24 protein-coding genes are annotated in these 26,094 nt (G+C 63.9%); 5 read left to right on the forward strand and 19 right to left on the reverse strand.

Annotation, left to right across the window (positions count from 1 at the left end; all coding sequences use genetic code 11):
* Positions 1-13: 13 nt before the first annotated feature.
* The gene (locus tag AB4Y81_RS10245) at positions 14-922 is read right to left on the reverse strand and encodes a pullulanase X25 domain-containing protein (RefSeq protein ID WP_039240145.1); all 909 of its coding nucleotides are present in this window, start codon (positions 920-922) and stop codon (positions 14-16) included.
* A 145-nt stretch (positions 923-1,067) separates the two neighbouring features.
* A complete protein-coding gene (locus AB4Y81_RS10250) occupies positions 1,068-2,099 on the reverse strand; it encodes an adenosine deaminase (RefSeq protein WP_064722035.1) in 1,032 nt (343 codons plus the stop codon).
* Positions 2,100-2,182: 83 nt separating this feature from the next.
* Between AB4Y81_RS10250 and AB4Y81_RS10255 the strand changes: the two genes are divergently transcribed.
* From AB4Y81_RS10255 to AB4Y81_RS10265, 3 genes are read left to right on the forward strand one after another with little or no spacing between them, the layout of a single operon-like run.
* Entirely contained in the window at positions 2,183-3,097 is a 915-nt protein-coding gene (locus AB4Y81_RS10255) for an MSMEG_6728 family protein (protein WP_441995767.1), read from the forward strand.
* 30 nt (positions 3,098-3,127) lie between these two features.
* On the forward strand, positions 3,128-3,520 hold the full coding sequence (locus AB4Y81_RS10260; protein WP_018777134.1) for a DUF1622 domain-containing protein: 393 nt from the start codon (positions 3,128-3,130) through the stop codon (positions 3,518-3,520).
* Positions 3,517-4,536: an alpha/beta hydrolase gene (locus AB4Y81_RS10265; protein ID WP_441995768.1), complete on the forward strand. Its 1,020-nt coding sequence runs from the start codon at positions 3,517-3,519 to the stop codon at positions 4,534-4,536. Before AB4Y81_RS10260 ends, AB4Y81_RS10265 begins: the two co-directional genes overlap by 4 nt.
* A 111-nt stretch (positions 4,537-4,647) precedes the next feature.
* On the opposite strand, the gene AB4Y81_RS10270 is transcribed toward AB4Y81_RS10265, so the two are convergent.
* The 3 genes from AB4Y81_RS10270 to AB4Y81_RS10280 all read right to left on the reverse strand — a co-directional run bounded on the left by AB4Y81_RS10270 (position 4,648) and on the right by AB4Y81_RS10280 (position 8,177).
* Positions 4,648-7,086, reverse strand: coding sequence for a Tex family protein (locus AB4Y81_RS10270; protein ID WP_441995769.1), 2,439 nt, complete (start codon positions 7,084-7,086; stop codon positions 4,648-4,650).
* A 99-nt stretch (positions 7,087-7,185) separates the two neighbouring features.
* Positions 7,186-7,620: a CBS domain-containing protein gene (locus AB4Y81_RS10275; RefSeq protein ID WP_018777131.1), complete on the reverse strand. Its 435-nt coding sequence runs from the start codon at positions 7,618-7,620 to the stop codon at positions 7,186-7,188.
* Positions 7,621-7,721: 101 nt separating this feature from the next.
* The gene (locus AB4Y81_RS10280; protein ID WP_189075989.1) at positions 7,722-8,177 is read right to left on the reverse strand and encodes a nucleoside deaminase; all 456 of its coding nucleotides are present in this window, start codon (positions 8,175-8,177) and stop codon (positions 7,722-7,724) included.
* A 109-nt stretch (positions 8,178-8,286) separates the two neighbouring features.
* Between AB4Y81_RS10280 and AB4Y81_RS10285 the strand changes: the two genes are divergently transcribed.
* Positions 8,287-11,928: a TM0106 family RecB-like putative nuclease gene (locus tag AB4Y81_RS10285; protein WP_441995770.1), complete on the forward strand. Its 3,642-nt coding sequence runs from the start codon at positions 8,287-8,289 to the stop codon at positions 11,926-11,928.
* Here AB4Y81_RS10285 and AB4Y81_RS10290 read toward each other — a convergent pair.
* The 13 genes from AB4Y81_RS10290 to AB4Y81_RS10350 all read right to left on the reverse strand — a co-directional run bounded on the left by AB4Y81_RS10290 (position 11,915) and on the right by AB4Y81_RS10350 (position 23,739).
* Positions 11,915-12,709: a triose-phosphate isomerase family protein gene (locus tag AB4Y81_RS10290; RefSeq protein ID WP_441995771.1), complete on the reverse strand. Its 795-nt coding sequence runs from the start codon at positions 12,707-12,709 to the stop codon at positions 11,915-11,917. The two genes, AB4Y81_RS10285 and AB4Y81_RS10290, sit on opposite strands and share 14 nt — an antisense overlap.
* 17 nt (positions 12,710-12,726) lie before the next feature.
* Positions 12,727-14,076: an MFS transporter gene (locus AB4Y81_RS10295; RefSeq protein WP_018777127.1), complete on the reverse strand. Its 1,350-nt coding sequence runs from the start codon at positions 14,074-14,076 to the stop codon at positions 12,727-12,729.
* A 154-nt stretch (positions 14,077-14,230) separates the two neighbouring features.
* Positions 14,231-14,995, reverse strand: a complete 765-nt coding sequence (locus tag AB4Y81_RS10300; RefSeq protein WP_441995772.1) for an SDR family NAD(P)-dependent oxidoreductase — start codon at positions 14,993-14,995, stop codon at positions 14,231-14,233.
* 15 nt (positions 14,996-15,010) lie between these two features.
* Positions 15,011-16,009: a 3-hydroxyacyl-CoA dehydrogenase family protein gene (locus tag AB4Y81_RS10305; protein WP_441995773.1), complete on the reverse strand. Its 999-nt coding sequence runs from the start codon at positions 16,007-16,009 to the stop codon at positions 15,011-15,013.
* A gap of 2 nt (positions 16,010-16,011) precedes the next feature.
* Positions 16,012-16,494, reverse strand: a complete 483-nt coding sequence (locus AB4Y81_RS10310; RefSeq protein WP_039240134.1) for a ribose-5-phosphate isomerase — start codon at positions 16,492-16,494, stop codon at positions 16,012-16,014.
* Positions 16,491-18,245 carry a dihydroxyacetone kinase subunit DhaL gene (dhaL, locus tag AB4Y81_RS10315; RefSeq protein WP_441995774.1) on the reverse strand — a complete coding sequence of 585 codons (1,755 nt, stop codon included), beginning with the start codon at positions 18,243-18,245 and terminating at the stop codon, positions 16,491-16,493. The genes AB4Y81_RS10310 and dhaL overlap by 4 nt, the downstream gene beginning before the upstream one ends.
* Entirely contained in the window at positions 18,242-19,249 is a 1,008-nt protein-coding gene (locus AB4Y81_RS10320; protein ID WP_079581211.1) for a sugar phosphate isomerase/epimerase family protein, read from the reverse strand. The genes dhaL and AB4Y81_RS10320 overlap by 4 nt, the downstream gene beginning before the upstream one ends.
* A 209-nt stretch (positions 19,250-19,458) precedes the next feature.
* Entirely contained in the window at positions 19,459-20,157 is a 699-nt protein-coding gene (locus AB4Y81_RS10325) for a GntR family transcriptional regulator (protein WP_416429251.1), read from the reverse strand.
* Positions 20,158-20,316: 159 nt separating this feature from the next.
* Positions 20,317-21,387 carry an alkene reductase gene (locus AB4Y81_RS10330; RefSeq protein ID WP_064722043.1) on the reverse strand — a complete coding sequence of 357 codons (1,071 nt, stop codon included), beginning with the start codon at positions 21,385-21,387 and terminating at the stop codon, positions 20,317-20,319.
* Positions 21,388-21,466: 79 nt separating this feature from the next.
* Positions 21,467-22,153, reverse strand: a complete 687-nt coding sequence (locus tag AB4Y81_RS10335) for a hypothetical protein (protein WP_441995775.1) — start codon at positions 22,151-22,153, stop codon at positions 21,467-21,469.
* Between the two features lie 55 nt (positions 22,154-22,208).
* On the reverse strand, positions 22,209-22,793 hold the full coding sequence (locus AB4Y81_RS10340; RefSeq protein WP_039240495.1) for an SIS domain-containing protein: 585 nt from the start codon (positions 22,791-22,793) through the stop codon (positions 22,209-22,211).
* Between the two features lie 60 nt (positions 22,794-22,853).
* Positions 22,854-23,381: a hypothetical protein gene (locus AB4Y81_RS10345; protein ID WP_441995776.1), complete on the reverse strand. Its 528-nt coding sequence runs from the start codon at positions 23,379-23,381 to the stop codon at positions 22,854-22,856.
* A gap of 154 nt (positions 23,382-23,535) precedes the next feature.
* A complete protein-coding gene (locus tag AB4Y81_RS10350; RefSeq protein ID WP_018777115.1) occupies positions 23,536-23,739 on the reverse strand; it encodes a hypothetical protein in 204 nt (67 codons plus the stop codon).
* Between the two features lie 135 nt (positions 23,740-23,874).
* On the opposite strand from AB4Y81_RS10350, the gene AB4Y81_RS10355 reads away from it, so the two are divergent.
* Positions 23,875-25,050 carry an alcohol dehydrogenase catalytic domain-containing protein gene (locus tag AB4Y81_RS10355; protein WP_018777114.1) on the forward strand — a complete coding sequence of 392 codons (1,176 nt, stop codon included), beginning with the start codon at positions 23,875-23,877 and terminating at the stop codon, positions 25,048-25,050.
* Positions 25,051-25,074: 24 nt separating this feature from the next.
* Here the strand turns inward: AB4Y81_RS10355 and AB4Y81_RS10360 are convergent, their stop codons facing one another.
* Positions 25,075-26,085, reverse strand: a complete 1,011-nt coding sequence (locus AB4Y81_RS10360; RefSeq protein WP_441995777.1) for an SDR family oxidoreductase — start codon at positions 26,083-26,085, stop codon at positions 25,075-25,077.
* Positions 26,086-26,094: the final 9 nt, after the last annotated feature.

The following is a 26,094-nucleotide window of genomic DNA, read 5'->3' on the forward strand; positions in this document are numbered from 1 at the left end:
GGCAGCAAACAAGCTAGCCGATCACGATGTCGCGCGTTTCGTGGCTGTAGGTGATGGTGACCGTGCCGCCGTCGTGGTTCAACTCGTGGTTGGCGCCGTCACGGACGCCGAACGCACCGTAGTTCTCGTCCCACGAGCGGTTCAGGGCCACTTTGTAGGTGTAGAAGCCGGCAGGCAGTTCAGCCGTCAGCGTCCATACCTGGACCAACGGGTTGAACGTCATCTGGGCTTCGTCATACTGCGGCGCCCAATCCTCGGGGGCACCAAGGATCTTGTTGAAGTCCCCGGCAATCGCGACGGCGTCCGGCTGCGGCAACGTCTCGACGGCGGTGGCCGCCTTGCCCTTGGCCGGCGCCTTGCGCGTGGTGGCCTTCTTTGCCGCAGGTGCGGCTTTCGCCGCGGCAGCTTTAGTGGCTGTGGCCTTCGGGGCCGACACCCTGGCGGCGGCAACCTTCGGCTCGGCCACGTCGGTGGCCGCTTCCTTGGGTGCGGTCACTTTCTTCGCAGCAGCACGCTTGGTCGCCGCTGCCTTCTTCGCCTGGGGCTTCACCGGCGGCGCGGTGGGAACCGGGACGTCGGCTGGTACCGGCGTTCCGGCGTCGAGCGCTGCTGCAAAAGCTGCAACGTCGCCGAACGCGACCGTCGCACGCAAGCCGTCCTCGGGAATGGTCCAGCCCGAACGTCCCTTGACCAGCCAGCCGGCCTTGACCAACTTGGCCGAGGCGGAGGTGAGCGTCTTGTGGCCGCGAGGAATTCCGCCACTGAGCAGTTCGGCCTCGTGGTCGTTGAAAGGAACGCGCGCAGTCGCTTCGGCCAGCACTTCGCCGGCGTTCAGCGTTGCCCCGGACCATACGCCCTCTGCGAGGATGTCCAGGACGGCCTTCAGACGAAGGTTGGTGTTCTCGGCGGTGTTCGCGCCCATGCTTCTCCTTCTACGGTGGTTATTCCCTTGCAGTTTGCCAATGAATTGTTAATTCCCGCGACTGCAGTTGGTAAACACCGTGTGTCGTGACTGAGTGTGACATCACAAGCGCCGCAAGTGATCTACGGGTCTCGGCTGGAGCGGTTCAGGCCCGCGTCACCGATGATTTGACCCACTCTGTGACCTCGTCCAGGAGCTCTGTTTTGCGCGCCTCGCTGGCGAAGGATGACCGGATCGAATTGGCAGCCAAGGTAGCCTGCTCGGGCACCGAGAACTTCAGGACCTCAACCAGCTTCCCGAAGTTATCGTCCACGTACCCGCCGAAGTAGGCGGGGTCGTCCGAGTTGACGCAGACGTTCAGGCCGATCGCCAGCATTTCGGGAAGCGGGTGGTCCTCAAGCTTGTCCACGGCGCGAAGCCGAACATTGGACAGGGGGCAGACCGTCAGGGGCACCTGCTCGGCCACCAACCGCTGCACCACGTCGGTGTCTTCCATGCACCGGATGCCGTGATCGATCCGCTCAACATGCAACACGTCCAGCGCCTCCGTGATGTAGGAGGCGGGGCCCTCCTCGCCGGCGTGGGCGATCCTTCGCAGCCCGGCCTCGCCTGCGCGCTGGTACAGGCGCTCAAATTTCGACGGCGGATTGCCCACCTCGGCCGAGTCCAGGCCGATGCCAGCAATGGGAGCATGCATGGCAAGGAGCTGGTCCAGCACTTCCAGCGCGGATTCCTCGGACATATCCCGCAGGAAGGCGGCAATGAGGAGGGTGGAGACACCAAAGTCCTCTTCCGATGTTGCCAGGGCCTTGGCCACGCCGTTGACGCAGGTCTCCAAGGCCACCCCGCGTGAGATGTGGGCCTGGGGGTCCATCATGATTTCCGCGTGCCGTACTCCTCCGGCGGCGGCGCGCTCCAGGTAGGCGCGGGTCATGTCCGTGAAATCCTGTTCGGTCTGCAGGACGGCCATGTTGGCGTAATAGAGGTCCAGGAAGGACTGCAGGTCGGAGAATTCATACTTCCCGCGCAGTTCTTCGATGTCTTCATAGGGCAGTTCAATGCCATTGCGTTCGGCCAGGGCAAARATCAGCTCTGGCTGGAGGGTCCCTTCGATGTGCAGGTGCAGTTCGGCAACCGGAGGTGCCGGGGTGGTTGTTTTCTCGCCAATAGTTTCCACCCTGCAACTCTAGGCCCGAACACGGGCACGTGTCCCGGAGCACTCAACTTGGTTCTCACGCCCGGCACCCTCAAACTGAAAGGATGCAGACTTTCCTCCCTTTCGCCGATTTCCGTCAGAGCGCTGCGGCACTCGACACGTCAAGGCTCGGCAAACAGCGCGTCGAAGCACTCCAGGTCCTCCGCGCGTTGGTGATCCCGGAGTACGGTTGGCAGTCCCACCCGGCGGTCCGCATGTGGATGGGCCACGTTCCGGCACTCACCATGTATGGCCTGGCCATGGCCGACGAATGGATGGAACGCGGCCACCCGGACAACACCCGCACCAACATCGCGGAGTTCGCGCCGCAGGCCGCCCACCCGGACTACGCGTCCAGGATCATCATGCCGCCGTGGCTGGGACACGAGGACCTGCACCTCAGCCACCGTTCAAAATTGATCAGCAAGGACCCCAAGCACTACACGCAGATCTTCCCGGGTACCGAGGAGAAGCTGGAATACGTGTGGCCGGAGCCCAAGCATGAGTTCCACCCGGAAGATCCCGAAGAGGACAGCCTGTGGATCCTGCGCTCCAACGTTGAGGACCTTCGTCCCGAAGAGCTCACCACCGTCAGCATGCCTCCGCATGGCAAGGCCCGTTCCGCGGCGCCGGCGGACCCAGACGAGTACCAGTTCGTCTACGCCGAGGAAAAGTCGCGGCGGCAGGTGAAGGGCCCCAAAAAGCGCCCGGTGAAGCAGCTTGAGAAGAAGCCCACGCGCAAGCGCCAGGCCCAGGAGCAGGCGTTCAACACCCTGCCCGGCAAGACCGAACTGGCCGTCCCGTTCGACGGCGGCCAGACCTTCGCCGTCGGCCTTATCCATGGGCGCCCCCTCACCGTGAACGGCCGCTTCGCGCGCAACTTCGAGGTCACCAACGTGATCAAACGCTCCGACTTCGACTACCCGGCGCTGTTGCAGGATCCCCGGGTGTTCTTCCCGGTCCCCGCACCCGCGCAGTAGCGGCACGTTTCCACCAACGCAGGGAGGGCCATGGATTTCCAGCACATCATCGAGGCCGTTGGCAGGTACATGGATGCTGCGGGGGTGGCCGTCATGGTGGTTGGAGCTTTGGTTTCCATCCCCATGGCCCTGCGCGGCTACCAGCCGGAACGGGCCAGGGGCTTGGCGCCGTTCACCCCATACCGGGCCTACCGGCAGTTGCTGGGCCGCTCCATCCTGTTGGGCCTTGAGCTCCTCGTGGCGGCGGACATCATCCGTACCGTCGCAGTGACGCCAACTTTCGAGAGTGTCGGCGTCCTGGCGATCATCGTGCTCATCCGGACCTTCCTCAGCTTTTCGCTCGAGCTGGAAATAACCGGCCGCTGGCCGTGGCAGAAGGAAAAAAGCCCGGACGCCACCGAGCCGCTACGATCGGATGCATGACGCAGCCGTGGGGACCGGACATTCTTGGCGAAGGCTTTGAACAGCAAACGCTGAAGCTCGACGGCGACGCTGTCGCCACCTTGGTGCGTTACGTCGGTTCCGGTCCGCAATGGCTCGATGCTCCGGAGGGCGTTGGCCTCGACGCAGACGTCCTCTACGTTCATGGCTGGTCCGACTACTTCTTCCAACGCCACCTCGCCGAATTCTGGCACCGGGCCGGGGCGCGCTTCTACGCCCTGGACCTGCATAACTACGGCCGCAGCCTGCGGCCTGGACTGGTACCGGGGTTCGTCACCAACCTCACGGATTACGACGCCGACATCGCGGCCGCCYTGGACGCCATGGGGCGTTCAGGTGTGCCGGGTGAAGACCGTCCACTCATCCTGCTGGGACACTCCACCGGCGGGCTGACACTAAGCCTCTGGGCGCACCGCCATCCCGGTATGGCCTCGACACTGGTCCTCAACAGCCCGTGGCTGGAGTTCCAGGCCACCGAACTTGGCCGCCGCGCAATTGCGCCGCTTGTGGGTCTGCATGCCCGGCTCCACCCGCTGGCGCCGCTGCCGCCCGTGGATCCGGGAATTTACACCCGTGCAGTCTCAGCAGCCCTCGACGGCGAATGGGACTACAACCTCGACTGGCGCCCCGACCGGGGATTCCCCATCACGCCGGCATTCCTGGACGCTGTGTTCCGCGGCCAGGCAACAGTCGCCGCAGGTCTGGGCATCGACACACCCGTGCTCGTGTTGCTCTCCGACAAGAGCTACCTGCAACCGAAGTGGTCCGCCGATGCGCTCACTGCGGACGTGGCACTGAACGTGGACGCCGTGGCCCACCGTGCCCTGTCCCTGGCGGACACAGTCACAGTGAGCCGGCTGTCGAACGCCTTCCACGACATCTTCCTCTCCCCGGAACCCATCCGCAGGGAAGCGTTTGAGCGCATCGGCCGCTGGCTGCCCATGGCCCTGCAACCGGCCGACGCCATGGAGTGGGAAGCCAGGACAGCGGGCTTGTAGCCCTCGCCCGGTCCCGCCGTTGTTGGCCCGCTGCAGTGGGCCTTGCAGCCCGTAGCAGCACGGGAGGGTACGCAAACGAGGGCAGCCCGCGGGGATCCGTAGGCGGCAGGCCTACTTGCCAAGCCCCGCCCGGCGCAAGGCCTCAGCCATGGCGGTGTTGGCCGGAGCTGCTTGGGTCTGCTGGGGTTTGCCCTGACGCGGGTTGCGTTGTTGCGGGCTGCCCTGGCCTTGCCGCTGGCCCGGCTGACCGCCGCGCTGACCCGACTGGCCGCCGCCCCGCTGGCCCGGCTGACCGCCCGAGTCGCGCCCTCCTGCTGCACGCCCACCCGAGGTGCGGCCACCCGCAGAGCCGGGTTCGTCGTCGAGCCTGAGCGTCAGGGAAATGCGCTTGCGCTCCGGGTCGGCCTCCAGCACCTTGACGCGGACCACTTGGCCGGACTTCACGATTTCGCGCGGATCAGAGACGAACTTGTTGGACAGGGCCGAGACGTGCACCAGACCGTCCTGGTGCACCCCGACATCCACAAAAGCGCCGAACGCGGCAACGTTGGTGACCGTACCTTCCAGGATCATGCCCGGCTTGAGGTCGGAGATCTTCTCGATGCCCTCGGAGAACGACGCCGCCTTGAACGCCGGACGAGGGTCGCGGCCGGGCTTCTCAAGTTCGGACATGATGTCCTTGACCGTCGGCAGGCCGAAGGTACCGTCAACGAACTCCTGCGGATCCAGCGCCGTGGCGGGACCCCCGCCCGCTGCCACCAGGATCTTGCGGGCCACGGAATACGCTTCGGGGTGCACGCTGGAGGCATCCAGAGGCTCCGCTCCCCCGGTGATGCGGAGGAAGCCGGCGCACTGTTCGAACGCCTTGGCCCCCAATCGGGGAACCTTCTTGAGGTCGCTGCGCTTGGCGAACGGACCGTTCTCGTTCCGGTAGGCCACGATGTTTTCGCTCAGCAGCGGCCCGACGCCGGCCACGCGGCTCAGCAACGCAGGCGAGGCGGTGTTCACATCCACGCCCACGGCGTTCACGCAGTCCTCCACCACCGCATCCAAGGACCGGTCCAGCTTCGCGGCAGTGACATCGTGCTGGTACTGGCCCACGCCGATGGACTTTGGCTCGATCTTCACGAGTTCCGCCAAGGGGTCCTGGAGGCGCCGTGCGATGGATACGGCGCCACGCAGCGAAACGTCCATCCCGGGAAGTTCCGAAGCCGCCAAGGCAGATGCTGAATAGACAGAAGCTCCGGCCTCGGAGACAACAAGCTTCTGGATCCCCTTGGAGCCGGCAGCTTCAAGGGACTTGATCAGCTCGGTGGCAAGCTTATCCGTCTCACGGGATGCCGTTCCGTTGCCGATCGCCACGAGTTCCACGTTGTGCTGCTTGGCGAGCCGGCCCAGCGTTGCCAAAGCTTCGTCCCATTTCCTGGCGGGAGCGTGGGGGTAGATCGTGTCCGTTGTGACCACCTTGCCGGTGCCGTCCACCACAGCCACTTTCACACCCGTCCGCAGACCCGGGTCCAGTCCCAGGGTGGCCCGGTTGCCTGCCGGGGCGGCGAGCAGGACGTCGCGAAGGTTGGCCGCGAAGACGCGCACAGCCTCGTCCTCTGCGTCAGCGAACATGCGGCCGCGAAGATCCGTGGTGAGGCGGTCCAGGATCCTGCCACGCCAGGCGAGCTGAGCCGTCTGCATCAGCCAAGCATCGGCGGGACGGCCCTGGTTGGCGACGCCGAGGCACTTGGCCACAGCGTTCTCGTACTTGCCGCGGGCGGCGGCCAGGGCGTCGTCGTCGGCCGGGTCTGCTTCGGCGAGATCCAGCTCAAGGACGCCGTCCTTCTCGCCTCGCAGCAGGGCAAGCACGCGGTGCGACGGCATCCCGGACGGCACCTGCGTGAACTCGAAATAGTCCTTGAACTTCTGGCCCTCGGCCTCCATGCCCTTCTTGACGCGGGACACCATGCGGCCTTGCTTCCACAGGCGTTCCCGGAGGTCCTCGGCGAGGTCCGGGTCCTGCCCGACGCGCTCCACCAAAATGGCACGGGCACCGGCGAGCGCCGTGGCGGCGTCCTCGATGGAGTGCTCGCTGTTCAAGTACTTGGCGGCTTCGGCGGCGGGGTCCAGCTGCGGGTTGGCGAGAAGGACGTCAGCCAACGGCTCAAGACCGGCTTCGCGGGCGATCTGCGCTTTGGTGCGCCGCTTGGATTTGAAGGGAAGGTAGATGTCTTCGAGCCGGGCTTTGGTATCGGCCCCGACGACGGCGGCCTCCAGTTCCGGGGTCAGCTTGCCTTGCGAGGCAATCGCCTCGAGGACGGCCTTGCGGCGTTCTTCCAGCTCACGAAGGTATCTGAGGCGCTCTTCGAGGTCACGCAGCTGGGTGTCATCGAGCGTCCCGGTGACTTCCTTGCGGTAGCGGGCGATGAAGGGGACGGTGGATCCGGCGTCGAGCAGTTCCACCGCGGCCTTGACTTGCCAGGCTTTGACGCCGAGTTCTTCTGCGATTTGTGCGTGGATGGCGGAGTCGGCTGACTGGTGTTGGAGATTTGAAGTCACCATGACAGTTTGCCTCACGAGGGCTTGCCTGTGGGAACGGGCCGCGAGGCGTTCCCGTGGCGGGAGTGCCTCGCGGCAGCTGGCCTTGCCCTCCGGCGTGGTTTAGTGCGCCATGTGCTCCTTGGCGGAGATGTGCTCCACCATTTCGCCGAGGCGCTGCTCGGCGTAGTGGTTGCGGGCAATGTCACCCTGGCTGATGATGCCCACCAGTTTGTGGTCGCTGATGACGGGCAGGCGGCGTACCTGGTGCTCCTCCATCATGGCCACGGCGTCGTCAACGCTGGCATCGGCGTCCACCCAGTAGGGCTTGCCGCCGGCGAGCTCGCTGGCTAGGACTTGCCGGGCGTCCTTGCCCTCGGCCAAACACTTGACCACGATGTCGCGGTCCGTGATGAAGCCGGTGAGCTTGCCGTCATTGCCGCAGATGGGAAGCGAACCGCAGTCCAGGTCCCTCATCAGCACGGCGGCTTCCTGGAGAGTTTTGTCCTCGGCGATGCACTGGGCATTCGTCGTCATGAATTCACGCACGGCACTCATGGGTCCTCCTTCATCGATTGGGATTATCGACGCGGGGCCCTTCGGCTCCAACGCCGATGATGCCAGACTACGCCCGCCAAGTAGCCGTGACCAGAAGGATTTCAGTCCTCCGCGATGTCCTCGGCCCAGAGTTCCGGATGCTCATCCTGGAAAGCGCGCATCATGTCCACGCAGCGTTGGTCATCCAGCACAATGACCTCCACGCCGCGTGAGCGCAGGAGTTCGAATTCGCCCGGAAACGTCTCGGCCTCCCCCACCACCACGCGCGGAATCTTGAACTGGATGATGGTCCCGGTGCACATCGCGCACGGGGCAAGGGTGGTGTACAGGGTGGTGTCGCGGTAACTCTTTTGCCGGCCGGCCGCACGCAGTGCCGACATTTCCCCATGCGCAATGGGGTCGCCGTGCTGGACGCGCTCGTTATGCCCGCTTGCTATGACTTCTCCGGCCCTCGCCAAGGCGGCTCCGATGGGGATTCCGCCCTCGTTGAGGCTCTTCTGCGCGGCTTGGTAGGCGGCTTCGAACGCGGGATCTGCTGTGGGCATTGTTTCGGTCATGGGTGCAGTCTAAATCGGAGGGAGGCTACATTGCCGGGCTATATTGTCGGGGCCCGCTGATAGCTTGGCTTGCAAGGGTATTCACAGCAAGGAAGGCAGGTGGCCCGCGGTGTTCTTTCTCGATCCGGAGCCGGCAGGCGCCCCGCAGGATCTGGTCTTCTCGGCCAGCGATCTGGTGATCGCGGCTACCTGCGAGTACCAATTGCTCCGCAAGCTCGACGAAAAACTGGGCCGCACTCCGAAGCCGGATTTCCCTGCCGATGCCATGCTGGAACGCACTGCGGCACTCGGCGACGTCCACGAACACCGGGTTCTGGAGGAATTCGTGGACCGGTTCGGCCAGTGGGACCCGGCCACGGGAACCGGGGTTTACGACGTCGTTCCCGCCACTGCGATGGACCGCGGCACGTTGAGGGCCAAGCATGCGGAATCCCTCGATGCCTTGCGTGCCGGTGCGGATGTCGTTTTCCAGGCCGCCTTCTTTGATGGCACGTTCCACGGTCGATCCGACTTCCTGGTCAAGCGGCCAGGCGGTCAGTATGCAGTGTTCGACACCAAGCTGGCGCGCCACGCCAAAGTCACAGCCCTCCTGCAGCTGGCCGCCTATGGGGACCAACTCATTCAGGCCGGCATCACACCGGACCCCCAGGTCACCCTGGTGCTGGGCAACCGGGTCCAGAGCGATCATCCGCTTTCCCAAATTTTGCCCGTGTTCAAGGAACGCCGCGAACGGTTCCTCGGAATGACCGCTGCGCACCGTTCAGGCAGCGAACCGGTTGCCTGGGGCGACCCCCGGTACTCTGCGTGTGGCCGCTGCGACTACTGCGCGGAGCAGGTCCAGCTGCACCGGGATCTGCTCATGGTCGCGGGCATGCGTATCAGCAGACGCAAGAAGTTGATCGAGGACGGCGTCACCACCATCGACCAGCTGGCCGCCCTGCCGGCCACGGGCGATCCCACGCTGCTGCGGTTCCGGGAACAGGCGAGGCTCCAAACGGGAACCGGGACCCCGGACGGCACTGTGGAGTACACGGACGCGTCCGGAGAAGCCAAAGCAATCAGTTACAACGTGCTGGCTGACAACACGCTGGGACGCCTCCCGACGCCGGACCCCGGCGACATCTTCTTCGATTTCGAAGGCGACCCCCTGTGGCAGGATCCAGCTACCGGAAAATGGGGCCTGGAATACCTGTTCGGTGTCGTGGAGAACCCTGTTGAGCCCGGCGCATCTCCGGTGTTCCGTCCCTTTTGGGCGCACTCCCGGACGGAGGAAGGCCAGGCGTTCGTGGACTTCCTGGAATACGTCGCCAAGCGCCGCGCACAATATCCGGGCATGCATATCTACCACTACGCTGCCTACGAAAAAACTGCACTGCGCAATCTTTCCCTGACACATGTGGTGGGTGAAACCGCCGTCGACGACCTCCTGCGCGAAGGCGTCCTCGTGGACCTTTACGACACCGTCCGGCACAGTATCCGGATTTCCTCGAACTCCTACAGCATCAAGAAACTTGAGCCCTTGTACATGGGCCAGCACCTCCGCTCCGGTGACGTGACCGACGCTGGCGCGTCCGTGGTGGCCTACGCGGATTTCTGTACGGCCCGGGACACCGGACAGGCTGCCGTAGCCGCTGAGATCCTGGAAGGTATCCGGGACTACAACGAGTACGACTGCCTCTCCACGCTGGAACTGCGCAACTGGTTGCTTGCGCGGGCGGCGGAACGCTCCATCACTCCCGGATCGTTCCGCGACGAGACCAATGACGCAGCAGATGCTGAAGAGGACAGCAGTAAAGACACTCCCAAGTACGAGGCCGCACCCGAAGAGACGGCACTGTTCGACTACCTCGCCGGGCTCCCGGAGGCCGAACGAGCCACTCCGGATGCCCTGGCCATCCGCATTGTCGCAGCGGGTGTCGGCTACCACCGGCGTGAAGACAAGCAGCATTGGTGGGGCCACTTCGATCGTCTTGAGAAACCCACCTCCCAATGGGACGACGCCCGTGACTTGTTCATCGTGGACCATGCCGAGTTGCTGCAGGACTGGGCCAGGCCAACGCCCCGCAGCAACCCGGTCCGGATCGTCAAACTGCTTGGACGTTCCGGTGACGGTGCGGGGTTGGATCCGGGCAAGAGCTACTTCAGGATGTACGGCCCCCCGCTGCCGGAGGCCCTGTCAGCGAAGGAATCATCAGTTCTCGGCCGCGCCGGCTGGAGCAACACCAAAGTCACTGAGGTGGGCGAAGACGGGGACTTCGAGTCAGTCATCATCGCCGAAAGCCTTCGCAAGGACTCCACGGAGTTCACCCAACTGCCCATGGCTTTGACCCCTGACAGCCCCATTCCGACGAACGGTCAGAGGGCAGCGCTGGCAGCATTGGCCACCAAGCTCCGGGACGGGTTGCCCGCATGGCCCAAGGACGCGGCGCTGGATCTGGTCCGCCGGCAACCACCCAGGCTGCGCAGCCTCGACGCACTGCCCGCTGTTGGGTCCGGGCCCGACGGATACATTGACGCAATTACCGCCGCAGTGAAGGACCTTGACCATTCATACCTGGCGGTCCAGGGCCCTCCGGGGAGTGGAAAAACCTACGTTGGCGCGCACGTTTTGGCCCGGCTCGTGGCCGAGGGCTGGAAGGTCGGCGTCGTGGCACAATCACACGCCGTGGTCGAGCACATGCTGTGCGCCGCCGTGGAGAAGGCCGGGGTGGACCCGATGCGGGTGGCCAAAGAGGTCAAACACAACGACCCCGTGCCGTGGAACGGGTGCGGGAAGGCCGACGTGGCGGAGGCGTTGTCCATGCCCGGCGGTGCCCTGATCGGCGGCACAGCCTGGGCCATGGTGGGCAAGGAGGTCCCTGCGGGAGCCCTGGACCTGCTGGTCATCGACGAAGCAGGCCAGTTCTCCCTGGCCAATACCATGGCCGTCAGCCGGGCAACCAAGCGGCTCCTCCTGCTGGGTGATCCCCAGCAGCTCCCGCAGGTCACCCAGGGGACGCACCCTGAGCCCGTTGACGAGTCAGCTCTGGGCTGGTTATCCGACGGTTACAACACACTGCCGGCTGAGCTTGGCTACTTCCTGGCGCTGTCATGGCGCATGCATCCGGATCTGTGCAGTGCCGTGTCCGAGCTCTCGTACGACTCCCGGCTGGAAGCGGCACCCGCAGCCTCAGAGCGCTGGCTGGAAGGTGCCGACCCGGGAATTTCGACCGTCTACGTCCACCACACCGGGAACTCGACATCCTCAGCCGAGGAAGCGGCGGAAGTCCTCCGGCAAGTGCAGGCCCACCTCGGCCTGACATGGCACGACCCCTCCCAATCCCCGAAAAGCCCATCACCGGAGGGCCGTGCTTTGGAGGGCCGTGCTTTGGAGGGCCGTGCCCTGGACGAGAGCGACATCCTGGTGGTCGCGCCCTACAACGCGCAGGTACAGCTCATCAAGCATGAACTCCACGCTGCCGGCCTGATTAAGGTCCGGGTAGGGACAGTGGACAAGTTCCAAGGCCAGGAAGCTCCCGTGGTCATCGTGTCCATGGCTGCATCCGCCGCCGGAGAAGTCCCTCGCGGCATGGAGTTCCTGCTCTCACGCAACCGGATCAACGTGGCGGTCTCCCGCGGACAGTGGCGGGCCGTCGTCGTGCGTTCCCCCGAACTGACCAACTACCTGCCGACACATCCGGAAGGACTGGAAAACCTGGGCGGCTTCGTGGCCCTCTGCCAGCGGAGTTTTAGTACACTTACTGCCCTTTAGAGGACGTCTTAAGGGCGTCTGCTGTACAAAAACTCAGGGCCTCATCCAGGACACGTCCAAAGTTAGCGGCGTCGTGCGCGAAGCGGCCAAGGAAGAGGCCGGAAACACCCGTAAGTCGGGGCAGGAGGCCGGGTTTCGCCGAGCCCCCGTAGATCACGGGAAGGCCCGCCAAAGCGTGCTGCGCCAAAGCCTCCCGCAAGGCGCCGACCACCTGGGAAACGTATTCGGCCGAGGCCGGTTCGGGAGCGCCAATGGCCCACACCGGCTCATACGCAATCACGAGCCGGGCTGCCACGGCCCAGTCGCCGGACACGGCCGCCTTGATCTGGTGGAAGACAATCTCTGCTGCGGCCTCCGGGGCGCAGGCCTCGGTCTCGCCCACGCACAGCAGCGGAGTAAGGCCGGACCCGACGGCGGCGCCCACTTTCAGGGCCACCACCGCATCGTCTTCGGCAAAGTGCCGGCGGCGTTCGGCGTGCCCGATTTCCACCAGGCCAACACCAAGCTCAGCGAGCATCGACGGCGCTACCTCACCAGTCCAGGGCCCGTCGGACCAACCACAGTTCTGCGCGCCGAGGGCCAGCGGCGAGTCAGCCACCAGCGCAGCCGCCGCAGGGAGGACCGGGAACGAGGGGATGACAAACGGGACTACCCGCCCGGCCGCGAGGGCCGGACGGGCGTCCACTTCTGCCACCAACTGCTCCAGCCACGCGAGGCTGCGGGCGTACCCCATGTACATCTTGGTACTGACTCCGATGTACAGGGCGTCCTGAGAGGTCATGGCTGCTGCGTTCATCACTACTTGTCCAGCAGCTCGTCGGCCTTGTTGGAGAAGACACGGGTGCCGAACATCATCACCGCGGCCAGGAAGGGCAGGACCCCAAGGGCGTAAACACCCATGGTCCCCGTGTCCGAGGCCGTCATCTGGTTGACTGAGGTGCGCAGGATCGGTGCGACGAAACCGCCCAGGTTACCCAGGGAGTTGATGAGGCCAATGCCTGCAGCTGCAGCCGTTCCGGTGAGGAACGCCGTCGGGTATGACCATGCGATCGGACCGATCGCCAGGAAGCTGCACACCGCCAGGGTGATAAAGATGATGCCGAGGACCGGCTGGTGGTTGGCGCCGGCCCAGGCGGAACCGAAGATGCACAGACCTGTGGAGACGAACAAAGCCGTGCCCCAGCGGCGCCGGCGGAGGACCGTGTTGGCTGCCTTCCCGATGAAGAAGCAGGCAAAGATGCCAAAGAACCATGGGATGGCGGTCAGCAGTCCGACGGCGAGCCCTACCTTTTGTCCTGTCAACTGGGACACCTGTTGGGGAAGGTAGAACGTGACACCGTACACCGCGATCTGCAGGCAGAAGTAGATGACGGTGAAGTACCAGACCTTGCCATTCTTCATCGAAGCCATGACGCCGCGGGGGCCGGATTCTTCCTTCACGGTGTCTTCCAGCGCCATGACATCGGTCAGGGCCACCTTTTCTTCCTTGCTCAGGAACTTGGCATCCTGGGGGCTGTTGATGAGGAAGAAGAAGGCAGCAATACCTGCCAGGACAGCGAGCATGCCTTCGACGAAGAACATCACCTGCCACCCGGCAACCCCCGGAACCTGGTCACCAATGTTTATGAGCCAGCCCGAGAGCGGGGCGCCGATCATCTGCGAGAACGGCTGGGCAAGGTAGAAGATGGCGAACATCTTCACACGGACCTTGTTGGGGAACCATGCGGCGAGGAACATGATGACGCCGGGGAACAGCCCGGCTTCAGTCACGCCCAGCAGGAACCGGAGGATGATGAACGAGGTTTCACCCTGCACGAACGCGAAGCAAGCGGACACTATGCCCCACGTGACCGCAATGCGTGCAAGCCACATTTTCGCGCCGAACTTGGTCAGCAGCAGGTTGCTGGGGATTTCAAACAGGGCGTAGCCGATGAAGAAAATACCGGCACCCAGGGCGTAGGCCCCGGCGGTGATGCCCTTGTCCACACCGAGTGCCGCTTCGGCGAAGCCCACGTTGGTGCGGTCAAGGAAAGCTACTACGTACAGGATGACCAACATGGGCATCAGCCGGAATGAAGCCTTGGATATGGCCGATTTCAGGACCGGCGAATCCAGCAATTCCTTGGTGGAACTCGAGGCAACAGACATCGAAACTCCTCTTTGAGTAGTCAATTGGGGGGAGATAACCTCAGCGGGCTATCAGCGCGGGAAGAAAATGAGCACCAGGCCCACGACGCAGACGACGACGCCCACGGCAAGGTAGATCTTTCTTTCTCGGGTCCAGGTCTTCATCGGCGAAGGCCTAGTGCATGTACAGTCCGCCATCCACATTCAGCGTCTGGCCGGAGATGTATCCGGAGTCCTCGCTGATGAGGAAGGCGATGGCGRCGGCGATGTCACGCGTGGAGCCCACGCGGTTCACTACCAGGTCCTTGGTGAGTTCATCCTTGCGTTCCTGGCTCAGCGTGCCACCCATGATGTCGGTGTCGATGGGCCCCGGTGAGATGGCGTTGACGGTAATGTCGTATTCCCCCAGCTCGCGCGCCGTAGCACGGGTCAGTCCGATGACGCCCGCCTTGGCCACGGAGTACGGGGTCTTGGAGAACGTGCCGCCGCCACGCTGGGCGGAAACCGATGAAATGTTGACGATTCGTCCGATGCGGTTCTTCACCATGGATTCGGCAACGCGCCGGGTGGCGTAGTGGACGCCGTTGAGGTTGATGTTCAGCACGCGGTCCCACTCGGCCGGCTCGAGTTCGAGGTAGCCGATGGGCGAGCTGACGCCGGCAACGTTGGCCAGTGCCACGATCTGGGGCAGTTCTGCTTCAAGCTCGTCAATGGCTGCACGTACTTCGGATTCGCTGGCAACGTTGGCGCCTACGCCGTGGGCTAGGACACCGTATTCGGCGGCGATCTCCTTCGCGGCAGCCTTGCAAGCAGCGTCGTCGAGGTCGATGATGCCGATGTTCCAGCCCTGCGCGGCGAGGTAGTTGACGGTGGCGCGGCCGATGCCGCGCTCGGAAACAGCACCCGTGACGATTGCGGTGCGTTCTGCGGGGAAAGTCATGTGGTTTCTCCTGGATTAGTTGATCGGGGCCGGGCCAAGCTCTTCAATGAGCTTCTGCATGGCGACGTAGGCCTTGTTGCGGTAGGCGATCAGTTCCGGGGTGCGTTCTGCCGGAACATTGAGGAAGCCCGCACCGGTCTTGGTGCCGAGCTTGCCGGCCTCCACCAAGTCGGAGAGGATCTTCGGCGTCGCGAAGCGCTCCGGGAATCCGGTCTGCAGCGACTTGTAGCAGAAGTTGTAGACATCCAACCCGGCCATGTCCGCAATGGCGAACGGACCGAAGAAGGGCAAACGGAAGCCGAACGTCGTGCGCACCAGCGTGTCGACGTCGTCGGCTGTTGCGATTCCCTGCTCCACCAGCTGTGCCGCCTCGTGGAACAGCGCGTACTGCAGGCGGTTGAGGACAAAGCCAGTGACGTCCTTCACGACGGCGGTCTGCTTGCCGGCCGAGTGGACGAGGTCACGCGAAGCGGACACCGTTGCCGCGGAAGTACCTGCGTGGGGAATGACCTCCACGCCGGGAATGAACGGTGACGGGTTGGAGAAGTGGACGCCCAGGAAACGCTCCGGGTTTGTCACGGCCTCGGCCAGCGCCGCAATGGAAATCGTTGAGGTGTTGGAGCCGATCACTGCATCCGGACGGGCTGCGGCGCTGATCCGTGCGAGCGTCTGGTGCTTGATCTCCAGCACCTCGGGAACGCATTCCTCAATGAAGTCGGCGTCGGCAACAGCTTCCTCGATGTCCTTGGCAGCCCACAAGTTCTGCTTGAGGATCTCCGTGGAGCCATCAGGGAAAAGGCCGTCCGCGATGAACTGCTCGGACTCCACCAGGAGACGGTCATAGTTCTTCTGCGCAACTTCGGCGGACACGTCAGCCAGCGCAACGCGTGCTCCACCGAGTGCCAGGACCTGCGCGATTCCGCCGCCCATGTAGCCGGAGCCAACGACGGCGATCTTCCGGGCTGCGTTGTTCACAGCGGCTTCAGTGGTTTGAGTGCCTTCGGAAACGGTCATGATCAGACTGCCTTTGTGTAGTCGGGCTCGTACGAGCAAATGGCGTCCACCTTGGCGGCGGAGGATGAGTTTTCGTCAAAACGGTGGCTGAGCCACTCTCCGACCAGTTTCTTGGCCAGTTCAAGGCCAATCACCCGTTGGCCGAGGGTGAGGACCTGTGCGTTGTTGCTCAGGACCGAACGTTCCACGGAGTAGCTGTCGTGCGCGGTGACTGCACGGATGCCGGGCACCTTGTTGGCCGCGATGGCCACACCCAGTCCCGTTCCGCAGATCAGCAGTGCCCGGTCCGCTTCGCCTTCTGCCACCTTGCGGGCGGCGTCGACGGCCACGTGCGGGTAGGCCGTGGAATCGTTGGGACCCACGCCGACGTCGGTCACTGACGCAACACGCGGGTCAGCTTCCAACAGGGCCAGGAGGGCGTTCTTGTATTCCACTCCGGCTTCATCGTTGCCGACGATGATGCGCCAGCCTGGTGTGTTGCTCATTCTGAAGCTCCGTTTCCGGCCGCTGTGGAGGGAGCCGCGACGGCCAGTTGTGAATCGATGTGGTGGGAGATCCTTGCGGCGATCAGGCCGAAGGACACTGCACCGGGATCAGGGTGGCCGATGCTCTTCTCGGCGAGGGGACGTGCGCGGCCCTTGAGCGGCCGGAGGTCAGCGGTATTGGCGGCAGCGGACTCGGCCGCTGCAGCGGCGACTGCCAGTGCGCGGTCAACGGGAGCTCCGCCGTCGAGCTCTGCAAGGAAGGCGTCCCGGAACGGCAGGAGGGCATCCACCATGGTCTTGTCACCGGGGTCGGCCTTGCCGAGTTCGGTGATGGCGCTGGTGAAGGCTTCCACCGCAGCAGCGGCATCCTTGGAACTGTAGGACTCCCGGTTTCCGAGCGACAACCCGGCTGCGATGACTGCCGAACCCCACAGCGCCCCCGAAGTGCCACCGGCCCGCTCACTCCACGCCTCACCGGCGCTGGCAAGAATCCGCGCAACGGAAGAACCGCTCGCAGCTTCTCCGGCCTGCGCGGCGGCATCCACGCCGCGGCGCATGCCGATACCGTGGTCGCCGTCGCCGGCGACTGCGTCCAGCTTGCCGAGCTCCTCTTCATGCTCGACGACGACGTCCCGCACCTGGGCGAGGACCGCTACGGCCTGCCGCCCGAGTTCGGCGGCAGCCGGGGTGGGCTGTTCGATGTCGGCGGTTTCGGCGTCGTCGATGGCCGCAGCCGCACGGGCTGCGCGCGGTGCCATGCTGCCCTTTCGGAAGGCGGGAGTGTCAGCGGGTGCTGCCCAATACTGTTCGAGTTCTTCGTCCAGCCACAGCAGCGTCAGCGAGAGTCCGGACATGTCCAGGCTGGTCACCAGCTCGCCGCATTCAGGTTCAACGACCGTCAGTCCTGCGGCACTGAGCAGTTTTTCGATCTTCCCGAACAGCAGGAAAAGTTCGTCGTATTTGACGGTGCCCAGTCCGTTGACGATCGCTACGACGCGGTCCCCTGCGTCCTCCGGCTTGTCGGCCAGCAGCTTGGACACCAGGAGATCGGCGAGCTCGGAGGCCGTGGGCATGGGGTGCTCGGAGATGCCGGGTTCGCCGTGGATCCCCAGGCCGAGGGACATCTGGCCGGCAGGGACATGGAACAGCGGATCCGTGGCTCCCGGGAGCGTGCAACCGTCGAACGCCACACCGAGGGAACGTGTGCGGTAGTTGGTCTTGATGGCCAAACGCTCGACGTCGTCGAGGTTCAGTCCTGCTTCTGCGGCGGCGCCGGCGATTTTGAAGACCGTGAGGTCCCCTGCAATGCCGCGGCGCTTTTCGATCTGCTCAATAGGCGCACTGGCGATGTCGTCGGTGACGGTGACCGTGCGGGTTTCGATGCCCTCGGCGTTAAGCCGCAGCTGGGCCTGGCCGAAGTGGAGGACGTCGCCGGCGTAGTTTCCGTAGCTGAGGAGGACTCCCCCGCCCGCATTGGCTGCCTTGGCCACGCGGTAGACCTGGCCGGCCGCCGGGGAGGCGAACATGTTGCCGCACGCCGAACCAGCCGCAAGGCCGGTTCCGACGAGTCCTGCGAAGGCCGGGTAATGCCCGGAACCTCCACCAACCACCAGCGCCACCTGGCCGGCGGGTACTTCGGTGGAGCGCACCACTCCGCCGTCCACCCTGGCTACGTAGCCGCGGTTGGCAGCGACGAAACCGTCGAGGGCTTCGTCGGCGAAGTCTGCCGGGTTGTCGAAGATCTGTGTCATTTCGCGGCTCCTGCCAACGCTGCCGCGGGCTGCTGCCGTCCCTGGGCGACCTGGCTCGTGCCCAGCGCATAGCCATCGGACTTCGGGAGGACGTGCCGGCGGAGGTAGTCCTGGTTGCTGGCGGTCACGCTGAGGCCGTCTCCGCCGTAGTGCTCAGTGCAGAGGATGCCCTGGAAGCCCACCGAAAGCGCCACTTTGAAGGCCTCGCGGTAGTTGATAAGACCGCTTTCCATCGGGGCGGGCATGGTGATGTAGCTGTCGCGGGCTACGTCTTCGTCGCGGATGTAGTTCTTCATGTGCCAGTAGTTGGAGTACGGGAGGGTCTTGGCCACCATTTCCCGCCAGTCCTCAATGGGCCTGTGCAGGCGGATCAGGTTGCCAAGGTCCGGATTCAGGCCAACGTTGTCCAGGCCGATGTCCTGGACCAGCTGAACGGAGGAGTCGGAGGTGCCAAGGTAGGTGTCCTCATACATTTCCAAGGAAAGCAGGATGCCGGCCTCTGCGGCGTGCTTGCCGAGTTCCCGGATACGGGAGACCGCGTTGCCCCATGCTTCCTTGTCCCCGACCGGATCCTTGTAGCCCTCCACGGTCCAGAACCAGAGTTGTTTCTGCTGCTCGGCAGTGATGGCCTGGTGGAGTCCGATGGAGACAACTTCGCAACCGAGCTCTGCGGCGGCGTCGATGGTGCGGTGGCTGTAGGCGAGGTTGTCGGCCCAGTCCGTGCTGTGGATGACGCTGCGACGAATTGCTGAGATCACCGGCATCCCGATGCCCACATGGTCCGCGGTCTGCTTGAACTCGGCGAGGCGGTCCTTGCTGAGGTCTCCCGGACGGACCCAGCTGTCGGTCAGGTCGGCGTTCGCGAACCCTGCTTCCTTCACTTCCTGAAGGACTTCGGCCCAGACGGAAGCATCGGCGTCGTTGATGTCCAGGCCCGTGCTGTCGGTGCCCGGGAACTGCAGGAGGGCCGCTGTAATGGGCCAATTCTCGGCGGTATACGCCATGATGATCACTCCTTCGTGGAATCCTGTTTCCTATAGGATTTACGAACAGAGAAGAACTGTCAAGCTTTTTCGGAAACTTCCTAGATCCTATATGTCTTACATATGTCTGTGAAGGGGGTCACTGGAGCTGGTGACGGGGCGCACGGGTCTCTGCGGGCATGGACGTGCGGTCAGCGGGCAAGTCCATGCCCAAACCAGACGCGGGCTGGTTACTCTGCCGGCGCGTCCGCGATCGCCCGGCCGCGCACCTTTTCCACGTGCTCGGTCATTTTCCGCGCGGCTTTCTCCGGATCGCCGCTCATCATCGCATCCAGCACGGCCTGGTGCTCGGAGATTGCCTGCTCAGCATCAGTGATGCCCACTCCCCCGAACAGCCTGAAGCGCTGAATCTGTCCACCCAGGGTGTTATAGGCCGCCAAGAGGAACTGGTTGCTGGCCTGGGCCGCGATGAGCTGGTGGAATCGCTCGTCTGCTTCGAGATAGTTGCGGTATTCAGCGAACGTCCCGCCCCTGGGAGCTGTCTTCAAGTCCTCCACAGCCTGCTTCAGCGCTCCCAAGCCCTCCGGGGTCATGCGGGCACACGCCAGGCGGGCGTTGACGGGCTCGATTGAGAGCCGGGCTTCCATCAATTCGGCGAAGTCTTCGCGGGTGAACACCGGCGCCACCCGGTAACCCTTCAGCGCGACACGACGCACCATCCCCGTATGCTCCAAGCGGGCCAGCGCCTCACGCACCGGCGTCGGCGAAACGTCCAGTTCCCGCGCCATCCCGTCGATGCTGACGGCAGCTCCGGGCTCCAACCGGCCGTCCATGAGCCATTCGAGCAAGGCTTCATACACGTGGTCGGCCAGGACTTGGCGACTGACAGGAAAGCCGGGGCGGGCGACTGCCGGCGAAGGTTGAGACATGCCACAAATCCTATAGGAACGCGGACCCATGGCCGATAGGGAGACGTCGTCACATTGCGCTGGATGCCGGTAGTTACAGGTGACCGGTACCTAAGGCAAGACGCCGGCACGCACCACTGGAAACGAGTGGTGAGTGCCGGCGTCGCGGCGTGCTGTGGGTTAGTTCGCGTAGAACGGGTAGTCCGTGTAACCCTCGGCGCCGTCCGCGTAGAACGTCGAAGCGTCCGGTTCGTTCAACGGCAGGCTTTCACGCCAGCGGCGGGCAAGGTCCGGATTCGCGATGGCGGGACGACCAACCACTACGGCGTCGGCGAGGCCTTCTTCGATGATGGCGAACGCTTCATCGCGGGTAGTGATCTCGCTAAAACCGGTGTTGACCAGGAAAGTGCCGTTGAAACGCTCGCGAAGATCCTGGACCAGCGCACCCTTGGGCTCGTGGTGCAGGATGCTCAGGTACGCGAGGTTGAGCGGGGCGATGGTGTCCACCAGCACTTCGTAGGTGGCCCGGACATCGGTGGCATCCGTCTCGGCGATCCCCTGCACGTTGTGCTCCGGGGAGATCCGGATGCCAACGCGGTTGGCACCCAAGGCTTCCACCACAGCGTTGACGGTCTCGATCACGAAGCGTGCGCGGTTCTCGGGAGAACCACCGTAGCTGTCGGTACGGACGTTGGAATTCGGGGCAAGGAACTCGTGCAGGAGGTAACCGTTGGCGGAGTGGAGCTCAACGCCGTCGAAGCCGGCCGCAATGGCATTCTTGGACGCGGTGACGATCTCCTGGATCACTCCCGGGAGCTCGTCAGTGCGGAGTTCACGCGGCACGGGGTAGGCCTGCTTGCCCTGCGGGGTCCGTACCTCACCGTCAATGGCTACCGCGCTGGGAGCCACGATCTCGTGGCCACCAGTGATGTCGGCATGCGAAACCCGGCCGCCGTGCATGATCTGGGCGAACATCCGGCCACCCTCTGCGTGAACGGCATCAGTCACCTTTTTCCATCCGGCAATCTGGTCCTCGGTCACGAGGCCAGGCTGCCCCGGGTAGGACTGGCCTGCCGGCGTCGGGTAGGTTCCTTCGCTCACGATCAAGCCCAAGGAGGCGCGTTGACGGTAGTGCTCGGCGATCAAGGAACCAGGCACACCCTGTTCACCGGCGCGGAGTCGGGTCAGCGGGGCCATTACCAGTCGGTTGGAAAGTTCAAGCTCGCCGAGGGCCAAGGGGGAAAACAGCATGCGCAGTTCCTTTCAGAATGAAACAGGTTCATTGCGCACAACTGCATGGCGTCTGCAACTATTCCGACTGAGTGGCAGATCACATCCTCGTTGCCGCTCCTGCTTCGCCAGGTCCCCCCGCTTGCTGATCCAGCAACGCATTCACTCTGCGGAGGTAGGAGCCCCAGTAGCGGCGGTATTCTTCTCCTTCCAAGGAGAAGTCACCAGAAACTTCAAGGTCGCTCTCAATGGTCAGCCGGGATCCGCCTCCGGTGCCCTCCAGCCTGTACCTCGTCAGCATGTCAGGGCCGACCGGCACCCGCGGGCGGGTGACGGCCAGCTGCTCCGGAACCTCTTCGACGACTTCCAGTACACCAACGTAGCCGTTGCGGTAGAAGAAACACTGAAGTTCGCCCGGCCCATCCGGAATAGCCGGCACGGACAGGGCGTGGTACACGCCGTCCTCCAAGGAGAGGGACGATTCAGCAGGGCGAATGACGGCCCACACGGCGGACGGTGAGTGTGCAAAATCCTCGGAGGCAACGACGGTGGTCGTCGTCGACTCCCGCGCGATGGCCCCGGGATACCCAACAGCGCACCCGGCCTTGCTTTTCCGCCCAAGCAACACCCCCTGAACGAAGGTCAGCAACAGGCCACCGACCACCAAGGCAAGAACAGGGATGCCTCGGTTGTCGTTGCGCTGCAGCATGGATGCACCAAGGACACTAAGGGACACCAGCCCTGAGAGCGCCAGCACCGCAAAATAGCCAATAACAGTACTTTTCACAGGGATAGAGTGTCACGGCCACGCGCCCAGCCCGGGCTGACACACGCCGCCGCTGTTACTTGGTCAGCTCCCGCATGGACTCGTCGAAGCACTCACAGAGGGCAAGGACGGCCACCAGGTGCGCTTCCTCGGCATGTGGGGGGTCCGTGTTGATGTTGATGGCTTCACTGACGGATTGGGCCAGGTCCTTGGAGTCCCTGCCTGTCAGAGCCCACACCTTGGCGCCGGCGGCTTTGGCAGCGGTCGCGGCGTTGCGGAGATCGTCCGTAATCCCCTTGGCAGCCAGGAGCACCACGATGTCTCCCTGCCTGACCACTGAGGGAATTTGGTCACTGATGGTTTCCCCGGTTTCCTTGCTGGCGACGATGGCCGTGAACGAGCCGGGGCTGCCGTCGTGAGGATGCGCAGCGCCATGGGCGGTCAGCTCGGAGGTAAACCGGTCGGCTTCGTGGGCTGAGCCGTCGCTTCCGGCAGCGAACACACTGCCTCCCCGCAGGCGGACACGGGCCAGCTCTTCGCCCCACTCGGCGAGCCTGGACGACTCCCGGCGCAATGCCGCCACGGCCGGGCCGATCTCACCAAGGTGGCCAAGGACGACGTCGACCGCATGCCGGTTCGCCTTCGACTCCGTACCGCGGATCGCCTGACCTGTCCGTCTCACCACAATGCTCACTTTCCTACCTCCGCTTCGTCGTTGAAACTACAGGTTCCTTTCATCCTCACGCGTCGAGCCGTCGCGCCTGCTCCGGTCGCGTGTGAGTCGCTCACCCTCAGCCAGATTGGAGCGGTCAGATGCGTCGGCACGGTCCCCGTCATGGGAACCGTTTACGTCCTCGGCACGGTCCGCGCCGGCAGTGCCGCGGTCGTTTGCGCGGCTGACATCGGCGGGTCGGGCCGAAGCGGCATTCGGATCAAGCTTTTCGGCATGCCGAAGATGTTCCTCGACGCGTCCGTGCGCTTCGTCGGCCTTTTCCGCGTGCTTTTCGGCGTCCATACGAAGCCGGTTCGCTTCGGCTTCAGCTTGCAAAGCATTGGCCTCGGCTTGGGCAGCATCCGCTTTGGCTTGATGGGCGCCAATGGCTTCTTCCTGCGCCTTTTCGCGCAATTCCTCGGCCCTGCGATGGTTGACTTCGGCCTTCTTGCGGCGTCCGACGACGACCGCGAAGATCACAGCGGCGATGACCACCACGGCCAGCACGATGATCAGTACCAGTTGTCCTGTATCCATAAGGATTACCTCCCTGGTGAGCGGGCTTCTGTGGGCGCCGCTCGCGGCCCTCGCTGTGCTTAATATCCGAGTCGTACCCAGATCGGGTTATTCCTAAACGTTTCCGGGTCCGGCTCTCCTTTATGGTAGCTAGTTATCAGGTTACTTACTAGTTTCAGCTGCCGGTCTCCTCCGGATCTTCCCTGGCGCGCTTCGCGTCCGGCGTCTCCCCGGAGTCATCCGGGACAAAAGTAGGGTCCAGTTCAGTTGTGAAGTCGCCCGATCCGGCGGTGCCTTTGTCATGTTCGACGGCGGCAGGCGCCGCTTGCCCGGACTGTTCCGCTGGCGTCTCTCCAGCCTTGTTTGCTTCCTCGCTCATGGCCTCAATGTAGGCTTCGCCGGGGAAGCGTGTCGAGAGCGGGCGACCTTGTGCCTCGGCATGATCTCTGTTTCGCTGGGAAGGTCTCCAGAAGAGCGGGACCCACCCCCAGCAGCACAGCAGGGAGATCCAAAAGTGAAAGCAGTGACATGGCAAGGCCGGCGCTCACTCAGCGTCGAAGACGTTCCGGACCCCTCCATCCAGGAGCCCACGGACGCGATTGTCCGCATCACCTCCACAGCCATCTGCGGCTCGGACCTTCACCTGTATGAAGTCCTGGGACCGTACATGCATAAAGGCGACGTCATTGGCCACGAGCCCATGGGCATCGTGGAAGAAGTGGGATCCGGGGTCCATCGCCTCAAGAAGGGCGACCGCGTGGTTGTCCCCTTCAACATTTCGTGCGGGCACTGCTACATGTGCAACCTCGGCCTGCAGTCCCAGTGCGAAACCACTCAGGTCAAAGCAAAGGGTTCAGGAGCGGCTCTGTTTGGCTATTCCGAGCTGTACGGCTCCGTTCCGGGCGGACAGGCCCAGTACCTGCGGGTGCCCTTCGCGGATTACGGTCCCGTGAAAGTGGACTCGGACGCGCCGGACGAGCGCTATCTTTTCCTCTCCGATATTTTGCCCACCGCGTGGCAGGCAGTGGAGTACGCCAATGTTCCCGAAGGTGGAACCCTGGCGGTCCTGGGCCTGGGACCGGTAGGCCAGTTTGTCACCAGAATCGGCCTGCACAAGGGCTTCCGGGTCATTGGCGTCGATCCCGTTCCGGAACGGCGTGCCATGGCAGAGTCGCGTGGTGTGGAAACACTGGACTACAGTTCGGACGTTTCCGGAAAAGTCCGCGAGGAAACGCTTGGCCGGGGGCCCGACGCCGTGGTTGACGCCGTGGGCATGGAAGCGCATGGCTCCCCGGTGGCTTCCTTCCTTCACCGGGCAGTATCCCTCCTTCCGGACAAGCCCGCACAGGTCGCCATGGAGACCATGAGTGTGGACCGGCTTGCCGCGCTCCACACGGCCGTGGATATGGTCCGCCGCGGTGGCACCATTTCCTTGAGCGGCGTCTACGGCGGCCAAGCCGACCCCATGCCCCTCATGACCATGTTCGATAAGCAGATCCAGCTCCGCATGGGTCAATGCAATGTACGCAGCTGGATGGACGACCTGCTCCCGTTGGTAGAGGACGACGCCGATCCCCTGGGAGTGATGAACCTGGTCACGCACACCGGTGGCCTGGAGGAGGCGCCTGCACTCTACGAGAAGTTCCAGAAGAAGCAGGACGGCTGCATCAAGGTGGTGCTGAAGCCCTGACGGCGGGACGGGTTTCCCGGACGCCTACGCCAGATGCTTTCCGCCCGTGACACCGATGACCGAGCCCGAAATGTAGCTGGAATCCTCGGTGGCCAGCAGCACATACGCAGCCGCGAGTTCGGCGGGCTGTCCGGCCCGGCCCAGCGGAATGCCCAAAGGGGACTCCCCCCGTTCTTCGTGGGCTGGATTCTGCGCGGGCCGGGCGGACGGTTGCGCCGTTGTTCCTATATCCCCGGGAGCAACGGCGTTGACGCGGATCCCCCGGGGTCCCAAGGCTTCGGCCAAGGAAAAAGTCATGCTGTTGACGGCTGCTTTGCTGGCGGCAAAGTCGATCAGCCACCGGCCGGGTTGGTAGGCCTGGTATGAGGAAGTGTTGATGATGGCAGCCCCGGGCTGCAGATGCGGCAGTGCAGCCTTGCAGAGCCAAAACAGGGCGTAGACGTTGGTTTTGAAGGTCCGGTCGAACTGTTCGTTGCCCAGGTCTTCAAGACCATGGCTGGTAAAGAGCTGATAGCCGGCATTGTTCACCAGGACATTGAGTGCGCCGAATTCGGCAACGGTCTGCGCTACGGCTTCCTGGCAGAACTCCTCGTCCTGCAGGTCACCGGGAAGGGCGAGCGCCCGACTTCCGGCGTCTTCGATGAGTTTGACGGTTTGCTCGGCCTCCTGCTCATCCTCCGGAAGATACGTAAAGGCGACGTCGGCGCCTTCACGGGCGTAGGCGAGCGCCACGGCCCTGCCGATACCGCGTTCACCGCCGGTGATCAACGTGCGCATGCCCATCATCCGGTGGTGGCCAACATAGTTGCGCTCGCCGTAGTCCGGGCGGGCAATCGCGGCCTCAGCCCACCCCGGGTCCTGGAGCTGAGGCCCGCTGGCTGCGGCCGGGTTTGCACCGACAGGAGCTTCGGATTCCCGGGCGTCGTCTTTGGGAGGATCCTCGGAAGGGCGGATTACCTGGTTCACCAAGGCCATCGCAATGTCCTCGTCCAAGTCCGTTTGTCCCGATTCCCCATTCGGGGTGTCCTGAACCATGGCTTCAGT

Origin of the sequence: Paenarthrobacter sp. TAF1 (assembly GCF_052113825.1) — a bacterium.
GTDB lineage: Bacteria > Actinomycetota > Actinomycetes > Actinomycetales > Micrococcaceae > Arthrobacter > Arthrobacter nicotinovorans.

What these genes read in the sequence shown, in the direction of transcription:
- AB4Y81_RS10345 (WP_441995776.1), bottom strand. Translation starts at nt 23,381, where the DNA reads ATGGATACAGGACAACTGGTACTGATCATCGTGCTGGCCGTGGTGGTC.
- AB4Y81_RS10305 (WP_441995773.1), bottom strand. Translation starts at nt 16,009, where the DNA reads ATGACCGTTTCCGAAGGCACTCAAACCACTGAAGCCGCTGTGAACAAC.
- AB4Y81_RS10255 (WP_441995767.1), top strand. Translation starts at nt 2,183, where the DNA reads ATGCAGACTTTCCTCCCTTTCGCCGATTTCCGTCAGAGCGCTGCGGCA.
- AB4Y81_RS10275 (WP_018777131.1), bottom strand. Translation starts at nt 7,620, where the DNA reads ATGAGTGCCGTGCGTGAATTCATGACGACGAATGCCCAGTGCATCGCC.
- AB4Y81_RS10320 (WP_079581211.1), bottom strand. Translation starts at nt 19,249, where the DNA reads ATGGCGTATACCGCCGAGAATTGGCCCATTACAGCGGCCCTCCTGCAG.
- AB4Y81_RS10360 (WP_441995777.1), bottom strand. Translation starts at nt 26,085, where the DNA reads ATGGTTCAGGACACCCCGAATGGGGAATCGGGACAAACGGACTTGGAC.
- AB4Y81_RS10290 (WP_441995771.1), bottom strand. Translation starts at nt 12,709, where the DNA reads ATGACCTCTCAGGACGCCCTGTACATCGGAGTCAGTACCAAGATGTAC.
- AB4Y81_RS10260 (WP_018777134.1), top strand. Translation starts at nt 3,128, where the DNA reads ATGGATTTCCAGCACATCATCGAGGCCGTTGGCAGGTACATGGATGCT.
- AB4Y81_RS10310 (WP_039240134.1), bottom strand. Translation starts at nt 16,494, where the DNA reads ATGAGCAACACACCAGGCTGGCGCATCATCGTCGGCAACGATGAAGCC.
- AB4Y81_RS10330 (WP_064722043.1), bottom strand. Translation starts at nt 21,387, where the DNA reads ATGCTGTTTTCCCCCTTGGCCCTCGGCGAGCTTGAACTTTCCAACCGA.
- AB4Y81_RS10295 (WP_018777127.1), bottom strand. Translation starts at nt 14,076, where the DNA reads ATGTCTGTTGCCTCGAGTTCCACCAAGGAATTGCTGGATTCGCCGGTC.
- AB4Y81_RS10270 (WP_441995769.1), bottom strand. Translation starts at nt 7,086, where the DNA reads ATGGTGACTTCAAATCTCCAACACCAGTCAGCCGACTCCGCCATCCAC.
- AB4Y81_RS10350 (WP_018777115.1), bottom strand. Translation starts at nt 23,739, where the DNA reads ATGAGCGAGGAAGCAAACAAGGCTGGAGAGACGCCAGCGGAACAGTCC.
- dhaL (WP_441995774.1), bottom strand. Translation starts at nt 18,245, where the DNA reads ATGACACAGATCTTCGACAACCCGGCAGACTTCGCCGACGAAGCCCTC.
- AB4Y81_RS10280 (WP_189075989.1), bottom strand. Translation starts at nt 8,177, where the DNA reads ATGACCGAAACAATGCCCACAGCAGATCCCGCGTTCGAAGCCGCCTAC.
- AB4Y81_RS10325 (WP_416429251.1), bottom strand. Translation starts at nt 20,157, where the DNA reads ATGTCTCAACCTTCGCCGGCAGTCGCCCGCCCCGGCTTTCCTGTCAGT.
- AB4Y81_RS10245 (WP_039240145.1), bottom strand. Translation starts at nt 922, where the DNA reads ATGGGCGCGAACACCGCCGAGAACACCAACCTTCGTCTGAAGGCCGTC.